The organism is Rhizobium phaseoli, from assembly GCF_001664385.1.
GTDB lineage: Bacteria > Pseudomonadota > Alphaproteobacteria > Rhizobiales > Rhizobiaceae > Rhizobium > Rhizobium phaseoli.
The window spans coordinates 37,398-63,375 of record NZ_CP013534.1 but is presented as its reverse complement, the minus strand read 5'-3'; the positions used below and the strand labels follow the sequence as shown (position 1 = coordinate 63,375).

Below are 25,978 nucleotides of genomic sequence, written 5' to 3'. Positions count from 1 at the left end.
CGGCGAAAGGCGACAATATCCCCTTGATTGTCATCAGCTAGACACCCCGTTTGCGGTACGATAGTGTGCCCTAACGGGAACATAGAAGACTGGGGAATTTCATTGGTATGGCGTCCGCTGCCGATTTGTTGCGTATTGAGAACCTCGATGTCTCTTTCTCCGTTTTCGGCGACCGGCTGCGCGTCGTAAAGGAAGCCAATCTCCGCATCCTTCCGGGCAAGGTCACCGCTCTCGTCGGCGAATCCGGCTCGGGCAAATCGGTGATCAGCCAGGCGATCATGGGCATCCTGCCCAATCCGGCCAAGGCATCGGGCAGCATCTTCTTCACCGATCCGCTCGACAACAACACGACCGATATTCTCTCCCTGTCGCGCGACAGCGAGGACATGCGCGACTTGCGCGGCCGGCGCATGGCGACGATCTTCCAGGAGCCGATGACCTCGCTGTCGCCGCTGCACACGGTCGGCAACCAGATCAGCGAAGTGCTTTTGATCCACACCGAGGTCGACAAGCAGGAGGCGCGGGAAAGGACCGAGGAAATGCTCGGCCTCGTCGGTTTTTCCAATCCGCACCGCACCTACGACATGTATCCGTTCGAATTGTCCGGCGGCATGCGCCAGCGCGCGATGATCGCCATGGCTTTGATCTGCAAGCCGGCGCTCCTGATCGCCGACGAGCCGACAACGGCGCTCGACGTGACCATCCAGGCGCAGATCCTGGAATTGCTGCGCGATCTGCAGGCCAAGCTCGGCATGGCGATGCTGCTCATCACCCACGATCTCGGCATCGTCGCCAACATGGCCGACGAGGTGGTCGTCATCTATCACGGCGAGATCATGGAAGCCGGCCCGGTCGAGGCGATCTTCCGCAATCCGCAGCATCCCTATCTCAAGGCGCTGATGGCCGCGGTTCCGCATTTTGACATGAAACCCGGCGAGCGGCTGAAGGCGCTGCGCGACGTGCCGGTCAATCTCGAGACGCTGGTCGGCAAGAAGAAGCCGCTGCAGGCGGAAACGCCTGGTACGCTGCTGTCGGTCAACAATCTCTCCAAGACCTACAAGACGCGCAGGCGCAGTCTCCTCGGCAGGCAGGAGGCCACCGTCGTACGCGCCGTCGACGATGTCAGCTTCGACATCCGCCGCGGCGAATGTCTCGGACTCGTCGGCGAATCCGGCTGCGGCAAGACGACGCTCAGCAAGATCCTGATGCGCGCCGTAACCCCCGACAGCGGCGCGGTCGTGTTCAACGACGGCAAGGATGTCATCGACGTGCTTGCCGTCAAGGGCGCCGAACTGCAGGACATGCGCACCAAGATCCAGATGGTGTTTCAGGATCCGGTCTCCTCGCTTTCGCCGCGCATGACGGTGCGCAACATCTTGAGCGAACCGCTGGAGATCCATGACCGCGGCGACAGCGCCGAGCGCAAGCGCAAGGTCGAAGGACTGATGGGGGCAATCGGCCTCGACAAGCGTTATCTCAGCCGCTACCCGCACAGCTTCTCCGGCGGCCAGCGCCAGCGCATCGGCATTGCCCGCGCCCTTGCCCTCGGGCCGAAACTCGTCATCCTCGACGAACCGGTCTCGGCGCTCGACGTCTCCGTCCAGGCGCAGATCCTCAACCTTTTGAAGGATCTGCAGAAGGAGCTGGGGCTGACCTATCTGTTCATCTCGCACAACCTCGCCGTCGTCGATTACATGGCCGATCGCATCGCCGTCATGTGCAAGGGCCGTATCGTCGAAATCGCGCCACGCGAAATCATCCTGCGCGATCCGGTGCACCCCTATACGAAATCGCTGCTCGCCGCCGTCCCCTTCCCCGATCTCGACCGGCCGCTCGATTTCAAGGCGCTGCGCGAAAACGGCGCCGCCGACAAGCAGAACTGGGGGAAAACCTTCACCGCCGAGCATGACGATGCCGCCGAGCTTGCCTATGCCGATCTCGGTGACGGCCATCTGGTGCGCGCCCGCAAGGGCGCCGATATCAGGGAGTTGCGCTGATGGTGACGCGTCGCACCTTTTTGGGCGGCCTTGTCGGCGCCGCGATCGCCCCGGCGGTGCTTCGCGCCGAGCAGGCCGGCGAGCCGGATTTCCTCAAGGAGCGGTTGGCCGCAGGCAGCCTGCCTGGCATGGCCGAGCGCATTCCCGCCCGTCCGCGGATCGTCAATCTGAAGGAGATGGGGCTCGAACCCGGGACCTATGGCGGCACGGTGCGCACCATCATCGGCAGCCAGCGCGACATCCGCTTCATGACGATCTACGGCTATTCCCGCCTGGTCGGCTACGACAAGCACCTGCAGTTCCAGCCTGACATACTCGCCGACTTCCGCTCCGAGGACGACACGGTCTTCACCTTCACGCTGCGCGAAGGCCATAAATGGTCCGATGGCGAGCCGTTCACCGCCGACGATTTCCGCTACTGGTGGGAAGACGTCATCCTGAACGACAAGCTGACGCCGGGCGGCGGTGCGCTCGAGCTTCGTCCGCATGGCAGCCTGCCGCGCTTCGAGATGCTCGATCCACTGACGGTGCGCTATACGTGGGAAAAACCCAATCCGATGTTCCTGCCGACGCTCGCAGGTCCCCAGCCGCTCGTCATCTTCGGTCCGGCGCATTACCTCAAGCAGTTCCATAAGAAGTTCCAGCCGGACGAAGCGAAGATGGAACAGATGATGCAGACCTCCCGCGTCAAGAAGTGGCAGGATCTGCACATCAAGATGGCGCGCTCCTACCGGCCGGAAAATCCCAACCTGCCGACGCTCGATCCCTGGCGCAACACGACGGCGCTGCCAGCCGACCAGTTCGTCTTCGAGCGCAACCCGTTCTTCCACCGCGTCGACGAAACCGGCAGGCAGCTGCCCTATCTCGACCGTTTCATCCTCAACGTCTCCTCCTCGTCGATCATCGCCGCCAAGGCGGGTGCCGGCGAAGCCGACCTGCAGGCGACCGGCATCGATTTCAACGACTACACTTTCCTGAAGGAGGCCGAGAAGCGCTTCCCGGTGAAGGTCAATCTCTGGAAGGTGGCCCGCGGCTCGCGCATCACGCTGCTGCCGAACCTCAACTGCGCCGACGAGGTGTGGCGCGGCCTGTTCCGCGACGTGCGCCTGCGCCGGGCGCTGTCGCTGGCGATCGACCGGCATGAAATCAACATGGTCGCCTTTTACGGCTTGGGGACGCCGAGCGCCGATACCGTGCTGCCCGACAGCCCGCTGTTCAAGCAGGAATATGCCGACGCCTTCGTCAAGTTCGATCCCGACGAGGCCAACCGCCTGCTCGACGAACTCGGTCTGACCAAGCGCGGCGGCGACGGCATCAGGCTGCTGCCGGACGGTCGGCGCGCCGAGATCACCGTCGAGACCGCCGGTGAAAGCAATCTCGATACCGACGTGCTGGAACTGGTGCACGATCACTGGGCCAATATCGGCCTGGCGCTCTATACCCGCACCTCGCAGCGCGACGTCTTCCGCAACCGCGCCATGAGCGGCACGATCATGATGTCGATCTGGTACGGCCTGGACAATGGCGTGCCGACGGCCGACATGTCGCCGTCCGGGCTCGCCCCGACGCTCGACGACCAGCTGCAATGGCCGCTCTGGGGCATGCACTATCTCTCCGCCGGCCAGGAGGGTGTGGCGCCCGACCTGCCGGAGGCGGCCGAACTGATCGATCTGCTCAATCAATGGGGCTCGACGGCGAAGTTCGAGGAGCGCCAGGCGATCTGGCACAGGATGCTGTCGCTCTATACGCAGCAGGTGTTTTCGATCGGCCTGATCAACAGCACGCTGCAGCCGATCCTTCGCGCCGCCAAGCTGCAGAACCTGCCCGAGAAAGCCCTCTACGGCTTCGATCCCACCTCCTATCTCGGCATCTACATGCCGGATGCATTCTGGTACAAGGAGGCCTGAGGCGTGCTCAGATATATTCTCTGGCGCATCGCCGCCATGGTCCCGACGCTCTTCGTCATTTCGGCGCTGGTCTTCACCATCATCGAACTGCCGCCCGGTGACTTCTTCGAGAGCCAGATCGCCGAGCTGCGCGCTTCCGGCGAGACCGCCAATCTCCAGGAAATCGAGGAGATGCGCCAGCAATACGGCTTCGACAAGCCGGAGATCGTGCGCTATTTCTACTGGGTCGGCGGCATGCTGCACGGCGATTTCGGCTATTCCTTCGAATATCAGCTGCCGGTGTCCGACGTCGTCGGCGACCGGCTGTGGCTGACGATCCTCGTCTCCTTCACGACGATCCTGCTCACATGGCTGATCGCCTTTCCGATCGGCATCTATTCGGCCACGCACCAGTACAGCTGGGGGGATTACGGGCTGACCTTCCTCGGCCTGCTCGGCATCGCCATTCCGAACTTCATGCTGGCGCTGATCCTGATGTATTTCGCCAATGTCTGGTTCGGTCTGTCGATCGGCCATCTGATGGGCCAGGAATATATCAACGAGCCGATGAGCTGGGCGAAGGCGAAGTCGATCCTCGCCCATCTCTGGATCCCCGTCATCATCGTCGGCACGGCTGGCACGGCCGGCATGATCCGGCGGCTGCGGGCCAACCTGCTCGACGAGATGCAGAAGCAATATGTGACGACCGCCCGCGCCAAGGGCCTGCATCCGATGCGGGCGCTGGTCAAATATCCGCTGCGCATGGCGCTCAACTTCTTCATCGCCGATATCGGCTCGATCCTGCCGTCGATCATCTCGGGCGCGGAAATCGTCGCGATCGTGCTGTCGCTGGAAACGACGGGGCCGATGCTGATCAAGGCGCTGCAGAGCCAGGACATGTATCTCGCCGGCTCGTTCCTGATGTTCCTCGCCTTCCTCAACGTCATCGGCGTGCTGATATCCGATATCGCCCTCGGCTTCCTCGATCCCCGCATCCGTCTGCAAGGCAGGAGCACCAAATAATGTCGCCCCTTCCCGCACCCGGCGCGCCGCTTCCGCATTACGTCTCGACCGCGCCTTTCGATCCGCATGCGACCGAAACCATGACGGCGGCGCAATCGCGCATCCATCTCGCCTCGCAGAAGCATCTGATGTGGTGGAAGTTCAAGCAGCACAGGCTGGCCTTGGTCTCCGGCATCTTTCTCGCCGTCGTCTACCTGATGATCCTGATCGTCGAGTTCTTGGCCCCCTACGGCCTGCATACCCGCAACGTCGATTTCATCCATGCGCCGCCGCAGCGCGTCCACTTTTTCGACAAGGGGGAGTTCGTCGGCCCCTTCGTCTACGGCCGCAGCATGACGCTCGATCTCGACACATTGCGCAGGGTCTATACCGACCGGCCGAACGACGTGCAGCCGATCCGTTTCTTCTGCCGCGGTGATTCCTATAAATTCTGGGGCCTCGTCGCCTCGAACTATCATCTGGTCTGCCCGTCGATCGGTGGCCAGATGTTCCTGCTCGGCACCGATCGGCTCGGCCGCGACGTGCTCTCGCGCATCCTCTACGGCGCGCGGATATCGCTGACGATCGGCCTGATCGGCATTTCGATCAGCTTCGTGCTCGGCATCGTCATCGGCGGTCTTGCCGGCTATTGGGGCGGCGTGTTCGATCTCATCGTCCAGCGCCTGATCGAGGTCTTGCAATCGCTGCCGAGCCTGCCGCTTTGGATGGCGCTCGCCGCCATCATGCCGGTGACCTGGAGCCCGATCGTCATCTATTTCGGCATCACCGTCATCCTCGGCATTATCGATTGGACCGGGCTAGCGCGTGCCGTTCGCTCCAAGCTGCTGGCGCTGCGCGAGGAAGATTACGTGCAGGCCGCCCAGCTGATGGGCGCCAGTACGCCGCGCATCATCGGACGCCATCTCGTGCCGGGCTTCATGTCGCATCTCATTGCCTCGGCAACGATTTCGATCCCCGGCATGATCCTCGGCGAGACCGCGCTCTCCTTCCTCGGCCTCGGTCTCCGCCCGCCGATCACCAGCTGGGGCATTCTGCTGACCGAGGCAAAAAGCGTCAGCGTCATCGCCTTCTATCCTTGGCTGCTCTTTCCGATCATTCCTGTTGTTCTTGTCATTTTGGCGTTCAACTTTCTGGGAGACGGCTTGCGTGATGCGGCAGATCCCTACAAATAGCAGGAAAGCCGGCGGCGCCTCACGGCATCGCCCCCGCCTCATGGCCTCCGGACGGTGGGGGTGCTAACAATGTTGTTCACCCCGGAGGGAACGCCCATGGCCAGACGTCTCGAAGATGCACGCATCCTCATGTACAGCCACGACACCTTCGGCCTCGGCCATCTGCGCCGCTGTCGCGCCATCGCCCATGCGCTGGTCGAGGATTATCGCGGCCTCAACATCCTGATCATTTCGGGGGCGACGATCGCCGGCGCCTTCGATTACCGCGCCCGCGTCGACTTCGTGAAGATCCCGAGCGTCATCAAGCTGCGCAACGGCGAATATACGTCGCTCGCCAGCCACATCGACCTGCACGAGACGCTGAAGATGCGCGAATCGAGCATCCGCCACACGGCCGAAACCTTCCAGCCCGATATCTTCATCGTCGACAAGGAGCCGATGGGGCTGAAGGGCGAGGTCGAGGATACGCTTGCCTATCTCAAGGCCCGCGGCACCGTGCTGGTGCTCGGCCTGCGCGAAATCATGGACGCGCCGCATCTGCTCGAGGCCGAGTGGAAGAGGAACGGCATCATGCAGAAGATCGACCAATATTACGACAGCGTCTGGGTCTATGGTCCGCCTGACTTCTACGACCCGCTGATCGGTCTCGACGTGCCGGCGAGCCTGCGCCGGAAGATGGATTTCGTCGGCTTCCTGCAGCGCAGCGTCTCCAAGGGCAAGAGCTCGATCAACGCCCGCAAGGATAATTACCTGCTGGTCACGACCGGCGGCGGCGGCGACGGCTCCGATCTCGTCCACGACGTTCTGAATGCCTATGAGGCCGATCCGACGCTGACGCAGAAGGCTCTCGTCGTGCTCGGACCCTATATGCCGGCGGCCGAGCGCGCCAAGCTGGTGCAGAAGGGCGAGGCCATTCCCTATATCGAGGTGATCGAGTTCGACAACCACATGGAAGAGCTGATCGACGGCGCCACCGGTGTCGTCGCCATGGGCGGCTACAACACCTATTGCGAGATCCTCTCCTTCGACAAGCCAGCCCTCATCGTGCCGCGCGTCAAGCCGCGCGAGGAACAGCTGCTGCGCGCCATGCGCGCCAGCGAGCTCGGCCTCGTCGATATGCTGCTGCCGGACCAATCGGCCGATCCGACTGTGATGGCCGAGGCGCTGAAACGGCTGCCCTCTCGCCTGCCGCCGTCGAAGAGCGGCAGCAATATGCATCTCGAAGGGCTGGACCACATTTCGCAGACCGTCGGCCGATGGATCGACGGCCGCGCCAGCCACCTTTCCCTCGTCGCGGAATAGGGCACAGCCTTGCCGCCACGCCGCAAGATCCTCGTCGTGCTGAAAGGCTATCCCCGCCTTTCGGAAACCTTCATCGCCCAGGAACTGCTCGGCCTCGAAAAGGCCGGCTTCGATCTGACGCTGATTTCGATGCGCCGGCCGACCGACAAGAAGCGTCATCCCGTGCATGACGAGATCAAGGCGCGCGTCGTCTATCTGCCGGAATATCTGCACGAGGAGCCGATCCGGGTGCTGAAAGGCCTGGTCGCCGGCGTCTCCAGACCCGGCTTCAAGGCGCTGATCAAACGTTTTCTTGCAGACCTGCCACGCGACCTCTCGCGCAACCGCTTCCGCCGTCTCGGCCAGGCGCTGGTACTGGGGCGCGAATGGCCTGATGGAGGCGAGTGGCTGCATGCGCATTTCATCCACACGCCGGCTTCGGTGACGGAATATGCGAGCATGCTGACGGGCACCCCCTGGAGCTGTTCGGCGCATGCCAAGGACATATGGACCTCGCCCGACTGGGAGCTCACCGAAAAACTGAAGAGCGCCCGTTGGACCGTCACCTGCACCCGGACGGGCTACGAGCACATGCGCATGCTGACATCGCGCAAGGATGCGGTGCATTTGAGTTACCACGGTCTCGATCTCGCCCGTTTCGGTCACTTTGCCGGCGAACGTCCGCAGCGGACCGGCGATAACCCGGACGATCCCGCCCTCATCCTGAGCGTCGGCCGCGCCGTCGAGAAGAAGGGCTACGACGTGCTGCTGCGCGCGCTCGCCCTGCTGCCCCCCGACCTGCACTGGCGCATGGACCATATCGGCGGCGGCGAGGCGCTCGCAAAGCTGAAGGCGCTGGCCAGCGAGCTCGGCCTCTCCGGCCGCATCGTCTGGAAGGGCGCCATGGCGCAGGAAGACGTGCTCGATCACTACCGCCGCGCCGACCTCTTTGCGCTGGCCTGCCGGATCGCCGCCAACGGCGACCGCGACGGCCTGCCGAACGTGCTTGTCGAAGCCTCGAGCCAGCGGCTCGTCTGCGTTTCGACCGCCGTGTCCGGCGTGCCGGAACTGCTGAGGGACGGCGAAAACGGCCTTGTCGTGCCGCCGGAAGATCCGGCGCTTCTGGCCGAGGCCCTGACGGCAGCGATCCGCGATCCGGTGCTGCGCAAGCGTCTCGGCGATGCTGCCGAAAGGCGGGTGCGCGAAGAATTCGACTACCATTCCAGCATCCGACAGCTCAGCGGCCTGTTCGAGGCCGAATGGCAGAAGGCCTCATGACGGCACCGCGCATCTTCTTCTACGTCCAGCACCTGCTCGGCATCGGCCACATCGCCCGCGCCAGCCGCATCGCCAATGCCCTCGTCAAGGACGGTTTCGACGTCACGGTCGTGACCGGCGGCCTGCCGGTACCGGGCTTTCCCGGCGAGGGCGTCAAGACCGTGGCGCTGCCGGCGGTCGTCGCCAGCAATGCCGGCTTTTCCGGCCTCGCCGATGCCGAAGGCCGCCCCGCCGGCGAGGAATTCCTCCATGCGCGTCGCGATCTGCTGCTGGAGGCCTTTCATGCCGCAAGGCCCGATGTCGTCATCATCGAAGCCTTCCCCTTCGGCCGCCGGCAGATGCGCTTCGAACTGCTGCCGTTGCTCGCGGCGATCGAAAAGGCCGAGCCGCGGCCGAAACTCCTGAGCTCGGTCCGCGACATCCTGCAGGAAAACCGCAAACCCGGCCGCGACGCGGAAACCGCAACCCTGGTCAGGGATCATTTCGACGCCGTGCTCGTCCACGGCGACCCTGCCTTCGTCAAGCTCGAGGACACCTTCCCGCTGACAGCAGAGATTGCCGACAGGGTGCGTTATACCGGCCTCGTCAGCCCGCCGTCGGCCCCCGAACCGACCGAAACATTCGATATCATCGCCTCGGCGGGAGGCGGCGCCGTCGGCGCCGAACTGATCGGCGCGGCGAAAGAGGCGGCAGCGCTCATGCCCACCAAGCTTCGCTGGCTGCTGATCGCGGGGCCGAACCTGCCGGAGGCCGATTTCACCGCGCTGTCGCGGGACGCCGCCCCCAACGTGACGCTGGTGCGCTTCCGCAAAGATTTTCCCTCGCTGCTGCGCGGCGCCAAAGTCTCGATCTCGCAGGCCGGCTACAACACGGTCGGCGACCTCATGCGCAGTCCATGCCGGGCGATCCTCATCCCCTTCGTCGCCGGCGGCGAGACCGAACAGACGGTGCGCGCCGAACGGCTGCAGGCGCTTGACCTTGCCGACATTCTGCCGGAACAGGGGCTGACGCCGGCCCATGTGAAAGCGGCGGTCGAAAGGGCGCTCGCAGCATCCCGGCGCGGGCCGGTCTCGCTCGATCTCGAGGGGGCGGAGAAAACCGCCGGCATCATTCGCTCGATGATTGCGAATCGCTCGCCTAATTCAAAATTCCTGTGATATAAGCAAAGTTCGGGCGAGAATCGGCCTTTCCACAGCCGGTCACTTCGCCTTGTTTTCATTGCGATATCGGCGGTCCGACGGCATGGTTCGTTCTCAAGGATTTCTCCCGTTCCGACGCACGGATCGCGCCTCCGGAATTTCCCAGCAAGCTGACGGTTAGCCATGGAAAAAAGCCTCGCCCGCTACATCTGGAAGAACACGCGGCTGCAGCAGCTGTGGATCCTGGCTGTCGTCGCCGCTTCGATGGTGCCTTACTTCCTGTCCTTCGACCTGCCGAAGCAGATCGTCAACGGGCCGATCCAGGGCGACGGCTTCGAAGGTCCGGGCGCGACCCAGACCTTCATGCACATCGCCTACAATATTCCGCTGATCGGCCATGTCGAATTCTTCCAGGGCGTGCAGCTCAACCGCTTCCAGATGCTGATGGCGCTCAGCCTGGTGTTCCTGGCGCTGGTGGTGCTGAACGGCCTCTTCAAATTCTACATCAACACCTATAAGGGCCGGCTCGGCGAGCGCATGCTGCGGCGCATCCGCTTCGAGCTGATCGACCGGGTGCTGCGGTTTCCGCCCGCGCATTTCAAGCGGGTGAAATCGGCCGAGATCGCCACCATGATCAAGGACGAGGTGGAGCCGATGGGCGGCTTCACCGGCGATGCCTTCGTCTCGCCCGCCCTGCTCGGCGGCCAGGCAATCACCGCCCTCGCCTTCATCATCGTGCAGAATTTCTGGCTCGGCATGATCGCCGCCGCCATCGTCGGTGTCCAGGCGGTCGTCATTCCCCGCATGAGGAAGCGCCTCCTGGACCTCGGCCGCCAGCGGCAGTTGACCGCCCGCGAGCTTTCCGGCCGCGTCGGCGAAATCGTCGACGGCATCGGCACGATCCACGGCAACGACACCTCCAACCTCGAGCGCGCCGACATCGCCTCGCGGCTCGGCCGCATCTTCTCGATCCGCTACGACCTTTACCAGTGGAAATTCCTGGTGAAGTTCATCAACAACTTCCTCGCCCAGGTCACGCCTTTCCTGTTCTACGCGATCGGCGGTTATCTGGCGCTGCAGGGCCGGCTCGACATCGGCCAGCTCGTCGCCGTCATCTCGGCCTACAAGGATCTGCCCGGTCCGCTGAAGGAACTGATCGACTGGGACCAGATGCGCCAGGACGTGCAGGTGAAATACCAGCAGGTCTACGAACAGTTCAACGTCGAGCCGCTGATCGACAGCCGTATTCAGGAACTGGCCATCGCCCCCGTCGGCGCCTTGACGAGTGCGCTCGTCGTCACCAACCTGACGCTGTCCGACGACAGTGGCGCCCGCCTCGTCGACCACGTCTCGGTCGAAATCAAGCCGAACGAGACGGTGGCGATCGTCGGCCCGAACGGCAGCGGCGCGGAAGCCTTCGCCGAAGCGCTCGGCCGGATGATCTGGCCGGATTCCGGCCGCATCACCATCGACGGACGCGACCTGCTCGACCTGCCGGAATCGATCACCGGCCGGCGCATCTCCTATGCCTCGGCCGACACCTTCTTCTTCCATGGCTCGCTCGCCAGCAATCTGCTCTACGGCCTCAAGCATGCGCCGATGACCGATCCCGTCTACGACGAGAAGGAAGCGCTCGAATATAAATGGCATTCCGCCGAGGCGGTGAAGGCCGGCAATCCGACGCTCGATCTCAACAGCGACTGGGTGGATTACCAGGCGGCCGGCGCCAGCGGGCCGGAAGACCTGCTGAAAGCGATCCGGCCGGTGCTCGACGCCGTGCTGATCTCGCAGGACATTCTCGATCTGGCACTGCGCTCGAACGTCAACACCGACGTGCATGTGGCGGTCAGCGACCACGTCGTCGCACTGCGCGCCTCGCTCCGGGACCGGCTGCGTGACGAGGGGCTCGACGGCATCGTCGTGCCTTTCGATTTCGACGCCTACAATGCCCAGGCAACGGTCGGCGAAAACCTGCTCTTCGGCACGATGAAGCGGCCGCTGATGACCAACCGCAGGCTGGCGGCGCACCCCTATTTCCAGCAGCTCTTCCGTGAGACAGGCCTCAGCACCGATCTCTACGCCATGGGCCTCGAGATCGCCGAGAACGCCGTCGAACTCTTCCACGACCTGCCGCCGGACCATCCCTTCTTCCAGCAGCTGACCTTCATGACGGCGGACGATATCCCGACCTACCAGGCGCTGCTGCAGAAACTGCAGAGCCGCCGCTTCGAAGACGCCACCCCGGAGGAACGCTCGGCGATCATCCGCCTGAGCTTCGCCTATATCGAACCGCGCCACCGCTTCGGCCTGTTGACCAACGAGCTGATGGACAAGATCGTCAGCGCCCGCAAACAGTTCCACGCCCATATTCCGGCTGATCTCGCCGAGTTGATCGAGCGTTACGACGCCGAGCGTTTCACCCCGTCGGCCAGCCTGATGGACAATGTGCTCTTCGGCCGCATCGCCTATCAGCAGGCCGACGCCTCCGACCGCATCCGCGCCATCATGGGCGAACTCTTCGACGCGCTCGATCTTTATGACGACGTGCTGTCGATCGGGCTGGAATTCGACGTCGGATCCGGCGGCAAGCGGCTGACCATGGTGCAGCGGCAGAAGCTGAACCTTGCCCGCGCGCTTCTGAAGCGTTCGGACTATTTCATCTTCAACCGGCCGCTGTCGGCGCTCGACCAGCGCGTCCAGGACCAGATCACCCGCAACATCATCGAAGACCTGCATAAGGAAGGCGAGCGGCCGGCGATCATCTGGGTGCTCTCCAATGCGCGGCTCGCCGAGATGTTCGACCGGATCCTGCTCTTCGACCGTGGCGGCTTGGCCGAGGCCGGGAACTATCCGGAACTTTCCGAGAAAAACGGTATGTTCAAGGAACTGTTATCGTAATATTCTATGGGAGCGGCGATGGTAGGCATTCCCTAGGGAATGCCGGGAATTTAAGGCGCCTGGTTCGAAGAACCCTGCGCCCAGGGGATTGAAACGCTAATGCTGTTGAGAGACGAAGTCGAAATGCTGCGACGGGTGCCGATCTTTTCAAGGATTGCGCCAGCAAAGCTCAAGCTTTTGGCCTTCACCTCCGACCGCATGACCTACAAGGCCGGTCAGGATCTCTTCCATCAGGGCGATGTCGGCGACGCCGCCTATGTCATTCTCTCCGGCAGCGCCGACATCATCGTCTCCTCGCCGGCCGGCGAGATCAAGGTCGCCGACGTCGAGCTCAATTCCATCGTCGGCGAAATCGCCATCCTCTGCGACGTCTCGCGCACGGCAACGGTGCGCGCCACCTCGCCGCTCGAAGTGCTGCGCATCAGCAAGGAACACTTCCTGAAGCTGCTCAGCGACTTCCCCGAGATGGCCGTCGAAATCATGCGCGTGCTCGCCGACCGCCTGAATCACACCACCGCGGAACTGACCGCGGCGCGGGCGGCGAAGCAGCCGCAGATGGCGCAGTAAAGTCGCCGAACCAGAATTGCTCTGCAGCACATACGAAGACCGAACGGGCCGTAAACATCGTGGAGTCCGGAGGATTTCGCAGGCGCTTCAACCGGTCTGCAAGAGCTTCATCCGACCGCCATGGATCAGAAGCGCGCTCAAAACACCTGTTTCGCAAGCCCCGGTATCCAGGTTGATCCTGTGCTGGTTGCTGAGAACGACATCGGCGATGGGCGTGTGACCATGGATGATGGCCAGCCCATCTTCATATGGTCCCTGCGAAGAAAGCCAAGGCTCGCGGATCCACGCAAGGGTTTCTGCGGTCTGACGATCGATCGGAACCTCTACATCGATGCCTGCATGGACGAAAAGCAGCTCTCCGAGCCGCAGCTTTAGAGGCAGCGAATGCAGCCATTCAATTGTATCGCGGCCTAGAAGCTCCGACACCCGGTCTTCCCATCCGTCGCGGGGATCAACGCCGAGTTCCTCGAAGAATTCGGTACCGCCATGCGCCAGCCATCGGTCCATCATCCTGGCGTCAGGCGTGCGAAGCAGCTGAAGCAATCGATCTTCATGATTTCCGATCAGGGTGCAGTTGGTGGCACCGGGAATGCCTTGCCTAGCCAAGCCGAGCGCCCGCAAGCTTTTCGGGCCGCGGTCGATCAGATCGCCGAGATGGATGCAATAAGCAGCGCGCGGAGAGATGAGGTCAAATTCATGGGCGAGACCGGCATGCATTTGTTGGAGAAGATCAGCGCATCCATGAACGTCGCCGATCGCGCAAATGGCCGTCTGTTCGGTGATTTCGCGGATGGAGGGCATCCATTCTGAACAGGCTATGAGCACTCGACCTTCCTGGGATTGGATATCGTCAAAGAGGGATAAAAGTTCGGCCTGAAGGCCAAGGTGGCCAGGCTATGTTAAGAGACCAGCAAACCGCCGCGCAGTCCCACTACACCACGGAAGTTGGTCATGTGATTGTTTCGCTGCTCGCAGCAAACGGCGTGGCATCATTGGTTCAAGCTCTGTTTGATCTCAGCGTGCGATTTGGAGCGGTTCTTGTTCCGCCTCTAAGGTTTCAAACTAAGATCTCGGCGGCCAGCGCTGGCGCCATGAAGAAGGCGCAATATTTCCACCCTCTGCGCCTTTCTGTCGATGCGATAGATCAGCAGAAATGCGGTGCGCGGAATGACCAATTCCCGTGTTCCCTGGAGACGACCGCTGCGTCCTGCTTCGGGGTGATCGGCGAGCATTTTGGCCTGATGCCGGGTAACATCATCCAATGCGATCGCAGCCTGTGGATTCTGGGTGAAGATGTGCCGAATCTGACCCTCCCGATCAAGAAGAGCCTGGTGCAGCCATTTGACGATCAAGCCTTATCTCCGGATTCGGGCTGCGCCAGCAGTTCGGCCCGAAGCTTGTCCATTTGCTTTTCGGCATCCTGCGCACTAATCCAGACCGCATTCGGATCATCGGCTTGGCGGATCGCTTCTTCGACCTGTTCGCGGAACCACTTGTCATATTCCGCCGCCTCATGGGTCCGACGCAGGGCGGCGGCCCGATCCGGCCGCGAAGCCTTGTCGGGAGCGTAATCGGCTGCATCGACATCGAAGTGCAAGATGCCGACATCCTTGAGATAGGAAACCAGGGTGTCCATGCGCCTGAACACACGCACCTGCCGGCTACGTTGGGCAGCGAGCGGACGCTCCGCCTTGCCGTAGCGGATGACGACGGACCAGCCGCCGGTTTTGCCGACGACATGCGCGGCATCGACTGCTCCTGCATCGACAAGACGGGAAAGGGTGGAATGATCGATGGTTTCTGAGGTCATGGCATCTCCTCGCTGATCATGGATATCATATCGCAATTAATTATAGGTTGCAATGCAATCAATAATTGGATCTGCAGCCGCAAACGAAAGCCTGCATGTTCGCAAAACCACGGCGTCCGGCCCGCGCCGACGGAAGCGCCACAAATATGCGCTATGCGAACAGGAAACGGCCTTCAATGAACGCGGCGATATCGGCCCGTAACGGCGATTCGGATGCAAGCGCATCGATGCGGTAAAAATCGTGCTGCTTGCCGGCGTAGGTTTTCCAACGCTGGGCAACAGCGTGGTTCCAGCTTTCTGGCGGCCGGTATGGATCGAGTTCTCCCCAGAATACCATGGTGGGTATATCCAGTGGAGACGTTTCGAAGCGCAATCTGGTTGATGACACACAGATCAGGGCCTGGAGCTCCAGCCCCTCTTTGACGGCATTCCACAAAGCAGTGCCACCGGCGCTAAAACCGATCCCCAAGCACGGGCGTCCGTTTATCTCGCGGAGTGCCCGAACCGCATGCCGCATGCCGTCTTCATTGAAAAGATGATTGTGAAGCTCGTCTCCGCGCAGACCGGGTCGACCGCTCAGCCCGGCCAGTTGCAATACGCGGTGCTCAGAGCACCCTACATCCAAGAGTTCGGCAAAGGTTTCGGGAAAACCGTGGATATCGCTCACGACCAACAAGGGTTGCATCAATTCGGCGGCGCCGCTCTTCGATACCATAGAGGATGAGGCAGCACGCCGGACTTTCCGGCGTGCTGCTGCGATTTATACTATTCGCGCTGTTCCAACGCCTTGCTAAAGGCGAGCGCTGCGAGCGTGCAGATGGCGCCGGAGAGCAGGTAATAGCCGACGAAGGTCAGGCCGAAGCGGCTGGAGAGGCTGAGCGCCACCAGCGGTGCGAAGCCGGCGCCGACCAGCCAGGCGAGATCCGAGGTGAAGGCAGCACCGGTATAACGGTAGCCGCGGCCGAAGCGCGACGAGATCGAGCCGGTCGCCTGGCCGAAGGACAGGCCGAGCACGCCGAAGCCGATGATGACGAAAGCGTCGTGGCCGTTATTGCCGGAGGCGATCAGGATCGGCCCGACAAAGCTGAAGACGGCGATGATGACGGCGCAGATCGCAAGCTGCGCACGCCGGCCGATGCGATCGGCGATCAGCCCCGAGGCGATGATGGCGACAATGCCGACCATGGCGCCGACCACCTGCACCACCATGAAGGCGCCGATCGGCTGGTTGCCGTAAAGGCTCATCCAGCCGAGCGGGAAGATGGTGACGAGGTGGAACATGGCGAAGCTGGCGAGCGGCACGAAGGCGCCGATCAGGATGTCGCGGCCATGGACGCGCAGCACCTCGAGGATGGGTGCCGCCTCCAGCTCGTGCTGTTCGAGCAGCGTGCCGAACTCCTTGGTCATGACCAGGCGCAGACGCGCAAACAGCGCCACGACGTTGATCGCGAAGGCGACGAAGAAGGGATAACGCCAGCCCCAGGAGAGGAAATCCTCGCTGGAAAGATTGGCGACGAAATAACCGAACAGCGTGCTCGCCAAGGCGAAGCCGATCGGCGCGCCGAGCTGCGGGATCATCGCGTACCAGCCGCGGTGATTGGCCGGCGCGTTGAGCGCCAGCAGCGAGGCCAGCCCGTCCCACGCGCCGCCGAGCGCAAAGCCCTGGCCGAGACGGAAGAGCGCCAAGAGCGCGATCGACCAGACGCCGATCTCCTCGTAACCCGGCAGGAAGGCGATCGAGGCGGTCGAGCCGCCGAGCAGGAAGAGCGCGATCGTCAGCTTGGTGCCGCGTCCATACATCCGGTCGATGGTCATGAAGACGACGGAACCGACGGGACGGGCGAGGAAAGCGAGCGAGAAGATGGCGAAGGAATAGAGTGTGCCGGTCAGCCGGTCGGGCGCGAAGGGAAAGACGAGCTGCGGAAAGACCAGGACCGAGGCGAGGCCGTAGACGAAGAAATCGAAAAATTCCGACATGCGGCCGATCACCACGCCGATGGCGATGCTGCCCGGTGACACCGGCTTGTCGTCGTGAATACGCCGCGCGTCGCGTTCCAGCGACGACGATGACGGTCCGTAATGCGATGCTGTTGCCATAAACGCCTCCTCGTTAAGGCGCTTCCGGCAAGGCGCCCCAAGCGTGATCTTGATCAAACCTGCAGGCTTATCAAGTCCGTGAGACTGAAATAGTTCATCATCACGGCCCAAATGAAGCGGAGACCGAAAAATTTGCGTGATCGAGACGGTGATTTCCCTGCAAATGCTGGTCGGACCGGCTGATGCGGCTATATTGGACTGAAACATGCGCGCGCGTAAAATCCTTCTATATTTCATCAGGATTTCAAAGCACTAGCGCCCGATGATTTTTGCCGCAGTGCGGCATGCTTGCTGCACTGCGACCTTCCGCCTCATGTCGCTATCCGGTTCAGTGCTTTAGTCGCGGACCAAACGAAACAACAAGAGCTTAGAGACGTGCCAAAACTCATGAAGTTTTCCCGCCTTCTATCCGTCTTGCCGCTGCTTTTCCTGGCAGGATGCAACATGGTGGTCATGGCGCCGTCCGGCGACATCGCCGCGCAACAGCGCGATCTGATCGTCATCTCGACGGTGCTGATGCTTCTGATCATCGTTCCGGTGATCTTCCTGACGCTGCTCTTCGCCTGGCGCTACCGCCGCTCCAACACGGCCGCGACTTACGCGCCGGAATGGCATCATTCGACCCGCCTCGAAATCGTCATCTGGGCGGCACCGCTGGCGATCATCATTGCGCTCGGCGCCGTCACCTGGATTTCCACGCACAAGCTCGATCCCTACCGCCCGCTCGACCGCCTCGATGCGGAGCGCGCTATTCCGGCCGATACCAAGCCGCTGACCGTCGAAGTCGTGGCGCTCGACTGGAAATGGCTGTTCTTCTATCCAGAACTCGGCATCGCCACGGTCAACGAGCTTGCCGCTCCGGTGGACCAGCCGATCAATTTCAAGATCACCGCTTCCTCGGTGATGAACTCCTTCTACATCCCCGCCCTCGCCGGCCAGATCTACGCCATGCCGGGCATGGAAACGAAGTTGTACGCCGTCATCAACAAAGAAGGCGAGTATGAGGGCTTCTCGGCCAACTACAGCGGCGCCGGCTTCTCGCATATGCGCTTCAAGTTCCATGGCCTCACCCGCGAGGGGTTTGACACCTGGGTGGCCAAGGTCAAGCAGCAGGGCACGATGCTCAACCGCGACGCTTATCTGAAGCTCGAGAAGCCGAGCGAAAAGGAGCCGGTGCGTTATTATGCCGGCGCCGACGCCGATCTCTACAGCGCTATCCTCAACATGTGCGCCACGCCGGGCAAGATGTGCATGAACGAGATGATGCACATCGACATGATGGGCGGCGGCGGCAAGGAAAGTGCCGAGAACCGCGAGAAGCTGCAATACGACAATCGCCATGCCGACGAAGGCGTCGTGGCGCCCGCCGCCACCGTGCCGGCAACGGGCGCACCGGCACGCAGCGAACCTGCCAGGAACGATGGTGGCAGCATGCAAGACATGCCGGGCATGCAGGGCACGGACAGCACGCCCGGTACGGGCATGCGGCATGAGGGCCATTCCATGCCCGGCATGAGCAACGGCACCGATCCGGCGCCTGCGCAGCTCAACAACAACAATTAACCTGGCGCTTTGCGTCGCAAGACATAATGAACGGGTTGTTCCATGTTTTCCAATCCTGACCTCCTGAAGTTCATCTTCGGCCGGTTGACCCTCGATGCCATCCCCTATCACGAGCCGATCCTGGTCGTGACCTTCATCGGCGTCGTCATCGGCGGTCTCGCCGTGCTCGGCGCCATCACCTATTTCAAATTCTGGGGCCCGCTCTGGCGCGACTGGATCTGCAGCGTCGATCACAAGAAGATTGGCATCATGTATGTGATCCTGGCGGTCATCATGCTGCTGCGCGGCTTTTCCGACGCCATCCTCATGCGCATCCAGCAGGCGATCGCCTTCAACGGATCGGAAGGCTACCTGCCGCCGCACCATTACGACCAGGTCTTCACCGCCCACGGCGTCATCATGATCTTCTTCGTGGCGATGCCTTTCGTCACCGGTCTGATGAACTTCGTGGTGCCGCTGCAGATCGGCGCGCGCGACGTCTCCTTCCCTTTTCTCAACAACTTCTCCTTCTGGATGACCACCGCCGGCGCGATCATCATCATGCTGTCGCTGTTCATCGGCGAATTCGCCCAGACCGGCTGGCTCGCCTATCCGCCGCTGTCGGGCGCCGCCTATAGTCCGGGCGTCGGCGTCGACTATTATATCTGGGGTCTGCAGGTGGCAGGTGTCGGCACGACGCTCTCCGGCATCAACCTGATCGCCACCATCGTCAAGATGCGCGCGCCGGGCATGACCTTCATGAAGATGCCGGTTTTCACCTGGACCGCACTCTGCACCAACGTGCTGATCGTCGCCTCCTTCCCGATCCTGACCGCAACACTCGTGCTGTTGTCGCTCGACCGCTATGCCGGGACGAACTTCTTTACCAACGACCTCGGCGGCAATCCGATGATGTACATCAACCTCATCTGGATCTGGGGCCATCCGGAGGTCTATATCCTTGTGCTGCCGGCCTTCGGCATCTTCTCCGAAGTCGTCGCCACCTTCTCGGGAAAACGCCTGTTCGGCTACGCCTCGATGGTCTACGCCACCTGCGTGATCATGATCCTGTCCTACATCGTCTGGCTGCACCATTTCTTCACGATGGGCTCGGGTGCATCCGTCAACTCCTTCTTCGGCATCACCACGATGATCATCTCGATCCCGACGGGGGCGAAGATCTTCAACTGGCTGTTCACCATGTATCGCGGCCGTATCCGCTATGAGGTGCCGATGCTGTGGACGGTCGGCTTCATGGTGACCTTCGTCATCGGCGGCATGACCGGCGTCATGCTCGCCGTGCCGCCGGCCGACTTCGTGCTGCACAATTCGCTGTTCCTCATCGCCCACTTCCACAACGTCATCATCGGCGGCGTTCTGTTCGGCATGTTCGCCGGCGTGAACTACTGGTTCCCTAAGGCCTTCGGCTTCAAGCTCGATCCTTTCTGGGGCAAGCTGAGCTTCTGGTTCTGGCAGATCGGCTTCTGGTTCGCCTTCATGCCGCTCTATGTGCTCGGCCTGATGGGCGTCACGCGGCGCATGAGCCAGTTCGAGGATCCGTCGCTGCAGATCTGGTTCATTATCGCTGCCTTCGGCGTCGGCCTGATCGCGCTCGGCATTGCCGCCTTCCTGATCCAGATCGTTGTCAGCTTCATGAAGCGCGAGGAACTGCGCGACGACAGCGGCGATCCCTGGGACGGCCGCACGCTGGAATGGTCGACCGCCTCGCCGCCGCCGGACTACAACTTCGCCTTCACGCCCGTCGTCCACGACCATGACAGCTGGTACGACATGAAGAGGCGCGGCTACGAGCGTCCGCTCGGCGGCTTCAAGCCGATCCACATGCCGAAGAATACCGGCACCGGTGCGATCCTGTCGGCCATCAGCGTCGCACTCGCCTTTGGTCTTATCTGGTACATGTGGTGGCTGGTCGTCGTCTCCTTCGTCGCCCTGATCGTCGTGGCGATCGGCCATACCTTCAACTACAGACGCGACTTCTACATCCCCGCTGAAGACGTCACCGAAACGGAAGGCAAGCGCACCACGCTGCTTGCCGAGCAGGTGTAAGACCATGAGCGATCACACTGTCGACACGGCCGAAAAGCCCGAATTCTACCTGACGGAAGATCATCATCCGGAGAACAGCACCAATCTCGGTTTCTGGCTCTACCTGATGAGCGACTGCCTGATCTTCGCGGTGCTGTTTGCAACCCACGGCGTGCTCGGCCGCAATTATGCCGCCGGCCCGTCGCCGGCGGATCTCTTCGATCTGCCGATCGTCGCCCTCAACACCTCGATGCTGCTGTTCTCGTCGATTACCTACGGCTTCGCAATGCTGCAGATGGAGCGCAACGCCAAGGCGGAAACGCTGTTCTGGCTCGCTGTCACCGGCCTGTTCGGCGCCGCCTTCATCGGGCTCGAACTCTACGAGTTCATCCACCTGATCCACGAAGGCGCCGGGCCGACGCGCAGCGCCTTCCTCTCCTCCTTCTTCACGCTGGTCGGCACGCACGGTCTGCACGTCACCTTCGGCATCATCTGGCTGATCACGCTGATGGTGCAGGTGTCGATGCACGGCCTGATCGAGGCCAATCGCCGCCGGCTGATGTGCCTGTCGATGTTCTGGCACTTCCTCGACGTCGTCTGGATCGGCGTCTTTTCCTTCGTCTACCTGCTCGGAGTTGTCGGATGAGTTCGCAAGCACCCGCCCATGAGGACGCCCACGAGGCCCATCACGGCCACAGCCACGGCCATCAGGCCGGCCACGGCACCTTCCGCAGCTACATGACGGGCTTCGCGCTCTCCATCGTCCTGACCGCCATTCCCTTCTGGCTGGTCATGTCAGGCGTCTTCGAAAGCCCGGCGGTAACGGCGGTGCTGGTGATGGCCATCGGGGCGATCCAGATCGTCGTCCATATGGTCTTCTTCCTGCACATGAACCCCCGCAGCGAGGGCGGCTGGACGATGATGGCGCTGATCTTCACGATCATCATCGTTGCCATCGCGCTCTCCGGCTCCCTCTGGGTCATGCATCATCTCAACACCAACATGATGCCGATGAGCCCCGAGATGATGAAGAACATGCCGTGACGGCGTCGAAAGGGCGGCCGCATCGCCGCCCGAAGCGATTCTTGCCATGAGCGAGGCTCACCCCGAAAAAGCGGACAAGCGGCATTCGCCGGTAAAACGCGCCGCCTTTGCCGTCTGCCTCGCTCTGTTAGCAACTGCGCTCGCAGCCCTCGGTACCTGGCAGGTACAGCGCCTCGCCTGGAAGCGTGATCTCATCCTCCGCGTCGACCAGCGCGTGCATGCCGCAGCCGTGCCCGCCCCGGCGCAGGCCGATTGGGACAAGATCGATGCCGGCGATGACGAATATCGCCGGGTGAGCGTGGCCGGGAAGCTCGCCAACGACAAAGAGACGCTGGTCTATGCCTCGACGGCGCTCGGCCCGGGTTACTGGGTCATGACGCCGCTGATGCTTGCAGACGGCACTGCCATCCTCATCAACCGCGGCTTCGTGCCGACTGACAGGCGCGACCCGGCGACGCGCCGTGAAGGCCAGCTGCCGGGACCGGTCGAAATCACCGGTCTGATGCGGATGACCGAGCCGAAGGGATCGCTGCTGCAATCCAACGACGTCAATGCCGACCGTTGGTATTCGCGCGATGTCGCGGCGATCGCGCAAAAGCGCGGCGTCCGGACGGTCGCACCCTATTTCATCGACGCCGATGCGACCGCCAATCCGGGCGGCCTGCCCGTCGGCGGCCTGACGATCATCCATTTCCCGAACAACCATCTCGTCTACGCGATCACCTGGTACGGCCTGGCGGCGATGGCGCTGGCACTGCTGGTGTTCATCTTGCGCGGCGAGATCGCAAGAGGCCGCCGCGAATAGCACGATCCCCTGCAAGCTGGTGCGCCGCCGATGTTTCAGCGCGGCGGATTAATGTCTTGTAAAGTCATGTCGGCTACTGCTTGCCTGACCAGAATAGATAAAAGCTGCAGATGAGCCGGCCGGATTACATCCCCAGTCTCGATGGCCTGCGCGGCATCGCCGCGCTTCTGGTCGTTCAAGCGCATATCGGCCTCATCTTTCCAGGTATCGCCCAGCATCTGGTGTCGATGGGCAGCGAAGCTGTCGGCTTGTTCTTTGCCCTCAGCGGCTTTCTGATGGCCCATCTCTACGGTTCGCGGCCTGTGACCAGGGAAAACGTCCTGGATTTCCTGGTGAGCCGCTTTGCCCGCATTTATCCGGTCTATCTGGTGGCTGTCCTGCTCGTGGCGATCCTGTCCAGCATACAGGATCTGGATTTCGTTCAGCCGATCACCGGCGGCACGGACTTTGTACGTCATGTCCTGCTCCTGGGTTCGAGCGGTGTTTTCTGGTCAATTCCCCCTGAGATTCAATTCTATCTGCTCTTTCCGATCCTGTGGCTCTGCTTGAGCCGGCCGAACCGCTACCGAGGCTTGATCGCCGGCTTCGCAGCGGTCGTTGTCGTCGATGGACTGCTTGCATTGCCGGGGCCGGGAATCCTGCTCGTTTCCAAGCTCCCTTACTTTCTTTTCGGCGCCCTTGCCGGCGCGCTGCATGCCTTCAGCGATAGATGGAGGCCATCCGCCCTCACGGGAATTTTGACGCTGCTCCTGCTGGGAGTATTCTTCACCTACAGGCATGTCCTGCCGAATTTCTCCCCAGAATTCTGGGGTTTGCAGAGCGCGGCCGCCGCAGCTGTCATTGTCGCGCTCGTTGCGCGACAGCCGCCCATCGCGGCACACGTCCTGGCGGCTGCACCCGTAAGGTTCTTCGGCGCGATCAGCTTCTCGCTCTATCTTTTCCACGTCCCCATCATGTTCCTCGTTCACCGGACTCTCGGATCTCTGGTGCCCGAACCAGCGTTGATCGCGGCAGCGCTTGCCGTTGCGGCGGCGGGAGCATGGTTTTTGCATGAAACGATCGAAGTCCCGAGCCGACGCATTCTCGTCACCTTGTGGCAGCAGCATCGGTGGCGTTTGGTCTCGCGCCAAACGCCGGCTGAGGGCATCGAACAAGCGATCCTAGACCTGCAGGAGACCGAAAAGCGTCTTCTCAGCGGCACAGCTTCAGCCGCGACACCGGAGCTCCTGGATGGCGGCGACGAGAAGCTTCGCGCCTAGAGCATGATGCCGAAAAGTGTGAGCGGTTTTCGGACGACATCATGCTCTAACTCTTTAATTTAGAACAGGATTTGGATTTTAGGCCGACCGGGCCTAAAATCCAAATCCTGTTCTAGCGCGGGGGTTTGTCCACGTTCGGCGGACCAGTTGGACTGTATCCGACTATCGAGCGCCGCCAGTCACCCTCCGCCTTTCACGCACCTTGAGAAGCGATCCGGCTGATGGCGTCGGCGAGCTGCGCTTGCGAGAAGGGTTTGCCGAGGCGGGGCAAATTGGCGCCTGCCCCGTCGGGCAGATCGGCATAGCCGGTGGCGAGAATGATCGGCATCTTGGGCCATTCGCTGCGGATCGCCTCGGCGAGCTGCGCGCCGGTCATGCGCGGCATGGCGTGATCGCAGATCACCAGATCGACCGGCTCCTTGCGCAGGATGTCGAGCGCCTCGGGACCGGCCATCGCCTCGAAAACCGTGTGGCCGAGGTCCTCCAGCATCAGCGTCGTGTTCATCAGAACCAGACCGTCGTCGTCGACGGCGACGATCCGCAGCCCGCGCTGTGCATCATCATCCCGTTGCGGCAGCTCGGCCACGGCCTCTGTCCTCTTCTCGATTGTTACGACCGGGAACCACAATTCGGCCGTCGTACCTTCGCCGGGGGTGCTCTTCAGGATGAGGCGGCCGCCGGACTGAGTGGCGAGACCCTGCACCATGGAAAGGCCGAGACCCGTGCCCTTGCCGACACCCTTGGTGGTGAAGAACGGCGTGACCGCCTGCTCCAGCGTTTTCGCATCCATGCCCTCGCCTTCATCGACCACCGCGATCCTGACATAGCGGCCGGCCGACAGCGGCCCCTTGCCGGCGGCGATCGATTCTTCGGACGCGCGCAGCGTGATGCGGCCGCCGGCCGGCATGGCGTCACGGGCGTTGACGACGAGGTTGAGGATCGCCATCTCCAGCTGGTTCGGATCGGTGAGAATGGTCGGCAGCCGGACAGGATAATAAGTCTCGATCGTCGTAAGGGGGCCGAGCGAACGGCTGAGAATATCCATCATGCCGCGCACCAGGCCGGAGACGTCGATCGGCTCCATATGCAGTTCCTGGCGGCGGGAAAAGGCCAGCATGCGCTGGGTCAAGGCCGCGCCCCGCTGGGCGCCCTGCATAGCATTGTCGACAAGCGATGTCAGCGACAGATCCTGCGGCATGCGCTTCTTCAGGATCTCCAGGCTGCCGAGCACGGCCATCAGCAGATTGTTGAAATCATGGGCGATACCGCCGGTCAGCTGACCGATCGCCTCCATCTTCTGTGATTGGAAAAGCTCTTCGCGCGCCTGCTCCAGCGCCCGCTGCGTCTCCATCTTCTCGGTGATATCGCGGGTGATCTTGGCGAAACCGAGCACGTCGCCGTCATCGCCCCGGATGACGTCGACGACGATGCTCGCCCAGAAGCGGGTGCCGTCCTTACGCACACGCCAGCCTTCCCGCTCGAAGCGGCCTTCGGCGCGGGCGACGCTGAGCGCGGTCTCCGGCAGGCCGGCGGCGCGGTCCTCCGGTGTGTAGAAAGTCGAGAAGTGCCGGCCGATGATCTCCTCCGGCCGATAGCCCTTGATCCGCTCGGCGCCGAAATTCCAGCTGCTGACATTGCCTTCGGGATCGAGCATGTAGATCGCGTAGTCGGAGACGCCCTGGACCAGGCGTCGAAATTGTTCCTCGCTCTGCCGGATCGCGTTTTCCGCTGCCTTGCGTTCGGTGAGATCGCGGGTGATCTTGGCAAAGCCGATGAGCTCGCCGGAGGGGCGGCGGATCGGATCGATGACGACATGCGCCCAGAAGCGGCTGCCGTCCTTTCGCTGGCGCCAGCCCTCCCCCTCGAAGCGCCCCTGCTCGAGCGCCGTGGCAAGCGCGCGCTCGGGAATTCCGGCCGCGCGATCCTCGTCGATATAAAAACGGGAAAAATGCTCACCGAGAATTTCCGAAGGCTTGTAGCCCTTGAAGCGCTGAGCGCCGGTATTCCAGCTGGTGACGATGCCTTCGGGGCTCAGCATGTAGATCGCGTAGTCGGTGATGGCATCGACCAGAAGACGAAAGCGCCCCTCTTCTTGAAGAGACGTATCATGTCGATCCAGCACTTCCATTTGCCC

At 62.1% G+C, this 25,978-nt stretch carries 21 protein-coding genes and 1 pseudogene; 15 read left to right on the top strand and 7 right to left on the bottom strand.

Features of this window, described 5'->3' with window-relative positions; all coding sequences use genetic code 11:
• Positions 1 to 107 precede the first annotated feature (107 nt).
• From AMC88_RS23615 to AMC88_RS23575, 9 genes are all read left to right on the top strand, one after another.
• On the top strand, positions 108 to 1,997 hold the full coding sequence (locus AMC88_RS23615; RefSeq protein WP_064826144.1) for an ABC transporter ATP-binding protein: 1,890 nt from the start codon (positions 108 to 110) through the stop codon (positions 1,995 to 1,997).
• Positions 1,997 to 3,904, top strand: a complete 1,908-nt coding sequence (locus tag AMC88_RS23610; protein ID WP_012490434.1) for an ABC transporter substrate-binding protein — start codon at positions 1,997 to 1,999, stop codon at positions 3,902 to 3,904. Before AMC88_RS23615 ends, AMC88_RS23610 begins: the two co-directional genes overlap by 1 nt.
• 3 nt (positions 3,905 to 3,907) lie before the next feature.
• Positions 3,908 to 4,906, top strand: coding sequence for an ABC transporter permease (locus AMC88_RS23605; protein WP_016736520.1), 999 nt, complete (start codon positions 3,908 to 3,910; stop codon positions 4,904 to 4,906).
• Positions 4,906 to 6,078, top strand: a complete 1,173-nt coding sequence (locus tag AMC88_RS23600) for an ABC transporter permease (protein WP_012490432.1) — start codon at positions 4,906 to 4,908, stop codon at positions 6,076 to 6,078. The genes AMC88_RS23605 and AMC88_RS23600 overlap by 1 nt, the downstream gene beginning before the upstream one ends.
• Positions 6,079 to 6,174: 96 nt before the next feature.
• Positions 6,175 to 7,380, top strand: coding sequence for a glycosyltransferase family protein (locus AMC88_RS23595; protein ID WP_004679754.1), 1,206 nt, complete (start codon positions 6,175 to 6,177; stop codon positions 7,378 to 7,380).
• Positions 7,381 to 7,389: 9 nt separating this feature from the next.
• A complete protein-coding gene (locus AMC88_RS23590; protein WP_064826143.1) occupies positions 7,390 to 8,637 on the top strand; it encodes a glycosyltransferase in 1,248 nt (415 codons plus the stop codon).
• Entirely contained in the window at positions 8,634 to 9,794 is a 1,161-nt protein-coding gene (locus tag AMC88_RS23585; RefSeq protein WP_016736517.1) for a glycosyltransferase family protein, read from the top strand. The genes AMC88_RS23590 and AMC88_RS23585 overlap by 4 nt, the downstream gene beginning before the upstream one ends.
• A 165-nt stretch (positions 9,795 to 9,959) precedes the next feature.
• On the top strand, positions 9,960 to 12,674 hold the full coding sequence (locus AMC88_RS23580) for an ABC transporter ATP-binding protein (protein WP_004679749.1): 2,715 nt from the start codon (positions 9,960 to 9,962) through the stop codon (positions 12,672 to 12,674).
• A 99-nt stretch (positions 12,675 to 12,773) separates the two neighbouring features.
• Positions 12,774 to 13,241, top strand: coding sequence for a cyclic nucleotide-binding domain-containing protein (locus tag AMC88_RS23575; RefSeq protein WP_004679746.1), 468 nt, complete (start codon positions 12,774 to 12,776; stop codon positions 13,239 to 13,241).
• A gap of 87 nt (positions 13,242 to 13,328) precedes the next feature.
• Here AMC88_RS23575 and AMC88_RS23570 read toward each other — a convergent pair whose 3' ends face one another.
• From AMC88_RS23570 to AMC88_RS23550, 5 genes and pseudogenes are all read right to left on the bottom strand, one after another.
• Positions 13,329 to 13,958 (bottom strand): metallophosphoesterase, encoded by a 630-nt coding sequence (locus tag AMC88_RS23570; RefSeq protein ID WP_237353181.1) that lies wholly within the window; start codon positions 13,956 to 13,958, stop codon positions 13,329 to 13,331.
• 345 nt (positions 13,959 to 14,303) lie between these two features.
• Positions 14,304 to 14,593, bottom strand: a pseudogene (locus AMC88_RS23565) (type II toxin-antitoxin system RelE/ParE family toxin).
• On the bottom strand, positions 14,590 to 15,051 hold the full coding sequence (locus tag AMC88_RS23560) for a hypothetical protein (RefSeq protein ID WP_010011552.1): 462 nt from the start codon (positions 15,049 to 15,051) through the stop codon (positions 14,590 to 14,592). Before AMC88_RS23560 ends, AMC88_RS23565 begins: the two are co-directional and overlap by 4 nt.
• 151 nt (positions 15,052 to 15,202) lie before the next feature.
• Positions 15,203 to 15,766, bottom strand: coding sequence for a dienelactone hydrolase family protein (locus AMC88_RS23555; RefSeq protein ID WP_039752211.1), 564 nt, complete (start codon positions 15,764 to 15,766; stop codon positions 15,203 to 15,205).
• A 50-nt stretch (positions 15,767 to 15,816) separates the two neighbouring features.
• Positions 15,817 to 17,148 (bottom strand): MFS transporter, encoded by a 1,332-nt coding sequence (locus tag AMC88_RS23550; protein ID WP_012490424.1) that lies wholly within the window; start codon positions 17,146 to 17,148, stop codon positions 15,817 to 15,819.
• Between the two features lie 375 nt (positions 17,149 to 17,523).
• Here AMC88_RS23550 and cyoA point away from each other — a divergent pair, with 375 nt between their 5' ends.
• From cyoA to AMC88_RS23525, 5 genes are read left to right on the top strand one after another with little or no spacing between them, the layout of a single operon-like run.
• Entirely contained in the window at positions 17,524 to 18,711 is a 1,188-nt protein-coding gene (gene cyoA, locus AMC88_RS23545) for a ubiquinol oxidase subunit II (RefSeq protein WP_064826141.1), read from the top strand.
• A 42-nt stretch (positions 18,712 to 18,753) separates the two neighbouring features.
• The gene (gene cyoB, locus AMC88_RS23540) at positions 18,754 to 20,757 is read left to right on the top strand and encodes a cytochrome o ubiquinol oxidase subunit I (protein ID WP_064826140.1); all 2,004 of its coding nucleotides are present in this window, start codon (positions 18,754 to 18,756) and stop codon (positions 20,755 to 20,757) included.
• 4 nt (positions 20,758 to 20,761) lie between these two features.
• A complete protein-coding gene (gene cyoC, locus AMC88_RS23535) occupies positions 20,762 to 21,382 on the top strand; it encodes a cytochrome o ubiquinol oxidase subunit III (RefSeq protein ID WP_004679733.1) in 621 nt (206 codons plus the stop codon).
• Positions 21,379 to 21,780 (top strand): cytochrome o ubiquinol oxidase subunit IV, encoded by a 402-nt coding sequence (gene cyoD, locus AMC88_RS23530; RefSeq protein WP_004679731.1) that lies wholly within the window; start codon positions 21,379 to 21,381, stop codon positions 21,778 to 21,780. The genes cyoC and cyoD overlap by 4 nt, the downstream gene beginning before the upstream one ends.
• A gap of 46 nt (positions 21,781 to 21,826) precedes the next feature.
• Positions 21,827 to 22,585: an SURF1 family protein gene (locus AMC88_RS23525; RefSeq protein WP_064826139.1), complete on the top strand. Its 759-nt coding sequence runs from the start codon at positions 21,827 to 21,829 to the stop codon at positions 22,583 to 22,585.
• Positions 22,586 to 22,620: 35 nt separating this feature from the next.
• Here AMC88_RS23525 and AMC88_RS34120 read toward each other — a convergent pair whose 3' ends face one another.
• The gene (locus AMC88_RS34120) at positions 22,621 to 22,869 is read right to left on the bottom strand and encodes a hypothetical protein (protein WP_225884121.1); all 249 of its coding nucleotides are present in this window, start codon (positions 22,867 to 22,869) and stop codon (positions 22,621 to 22,623) included.
• Here AMC88_RS34120 and AMC88_RS23520 point away from each other — a divergent pair.
• Positions 22,753 to 23,844 (top strand): acyltransferase family protein, encoded by a 1,092-nt coding sequence (locus AMC88_RS23520; RefSeq protein ID WP_225884118.1) that lies wholly within the window; start codon positions 22,753 to 22,755, stop codon positions 23,842 to 23,844. The two genes, AMC88_RS34120 and AMC88_RS23520, sit on opposite strands and share 117 nt — an antisense overlap.
• 193 nt (positions 23,845 to 24,037) lie before the next feature.
• Here AMC88_RS23520 and AMC88_RS23515 read toward each other — a convergent pair whose 3' ends face one another.
• Entirely contained in the window at positions 24,038 to 25,972 is a 1,935-nt protein-coding gene (locus tag AMC88_RS23515) for a hybrid sensor histidine kinase/response regulator (RefSeq protein WP_064823453.1), read from the bottom strand.
• Between the last annotated feature and the right edge of the window lie 6 nt (positions 25,973 to 25,978).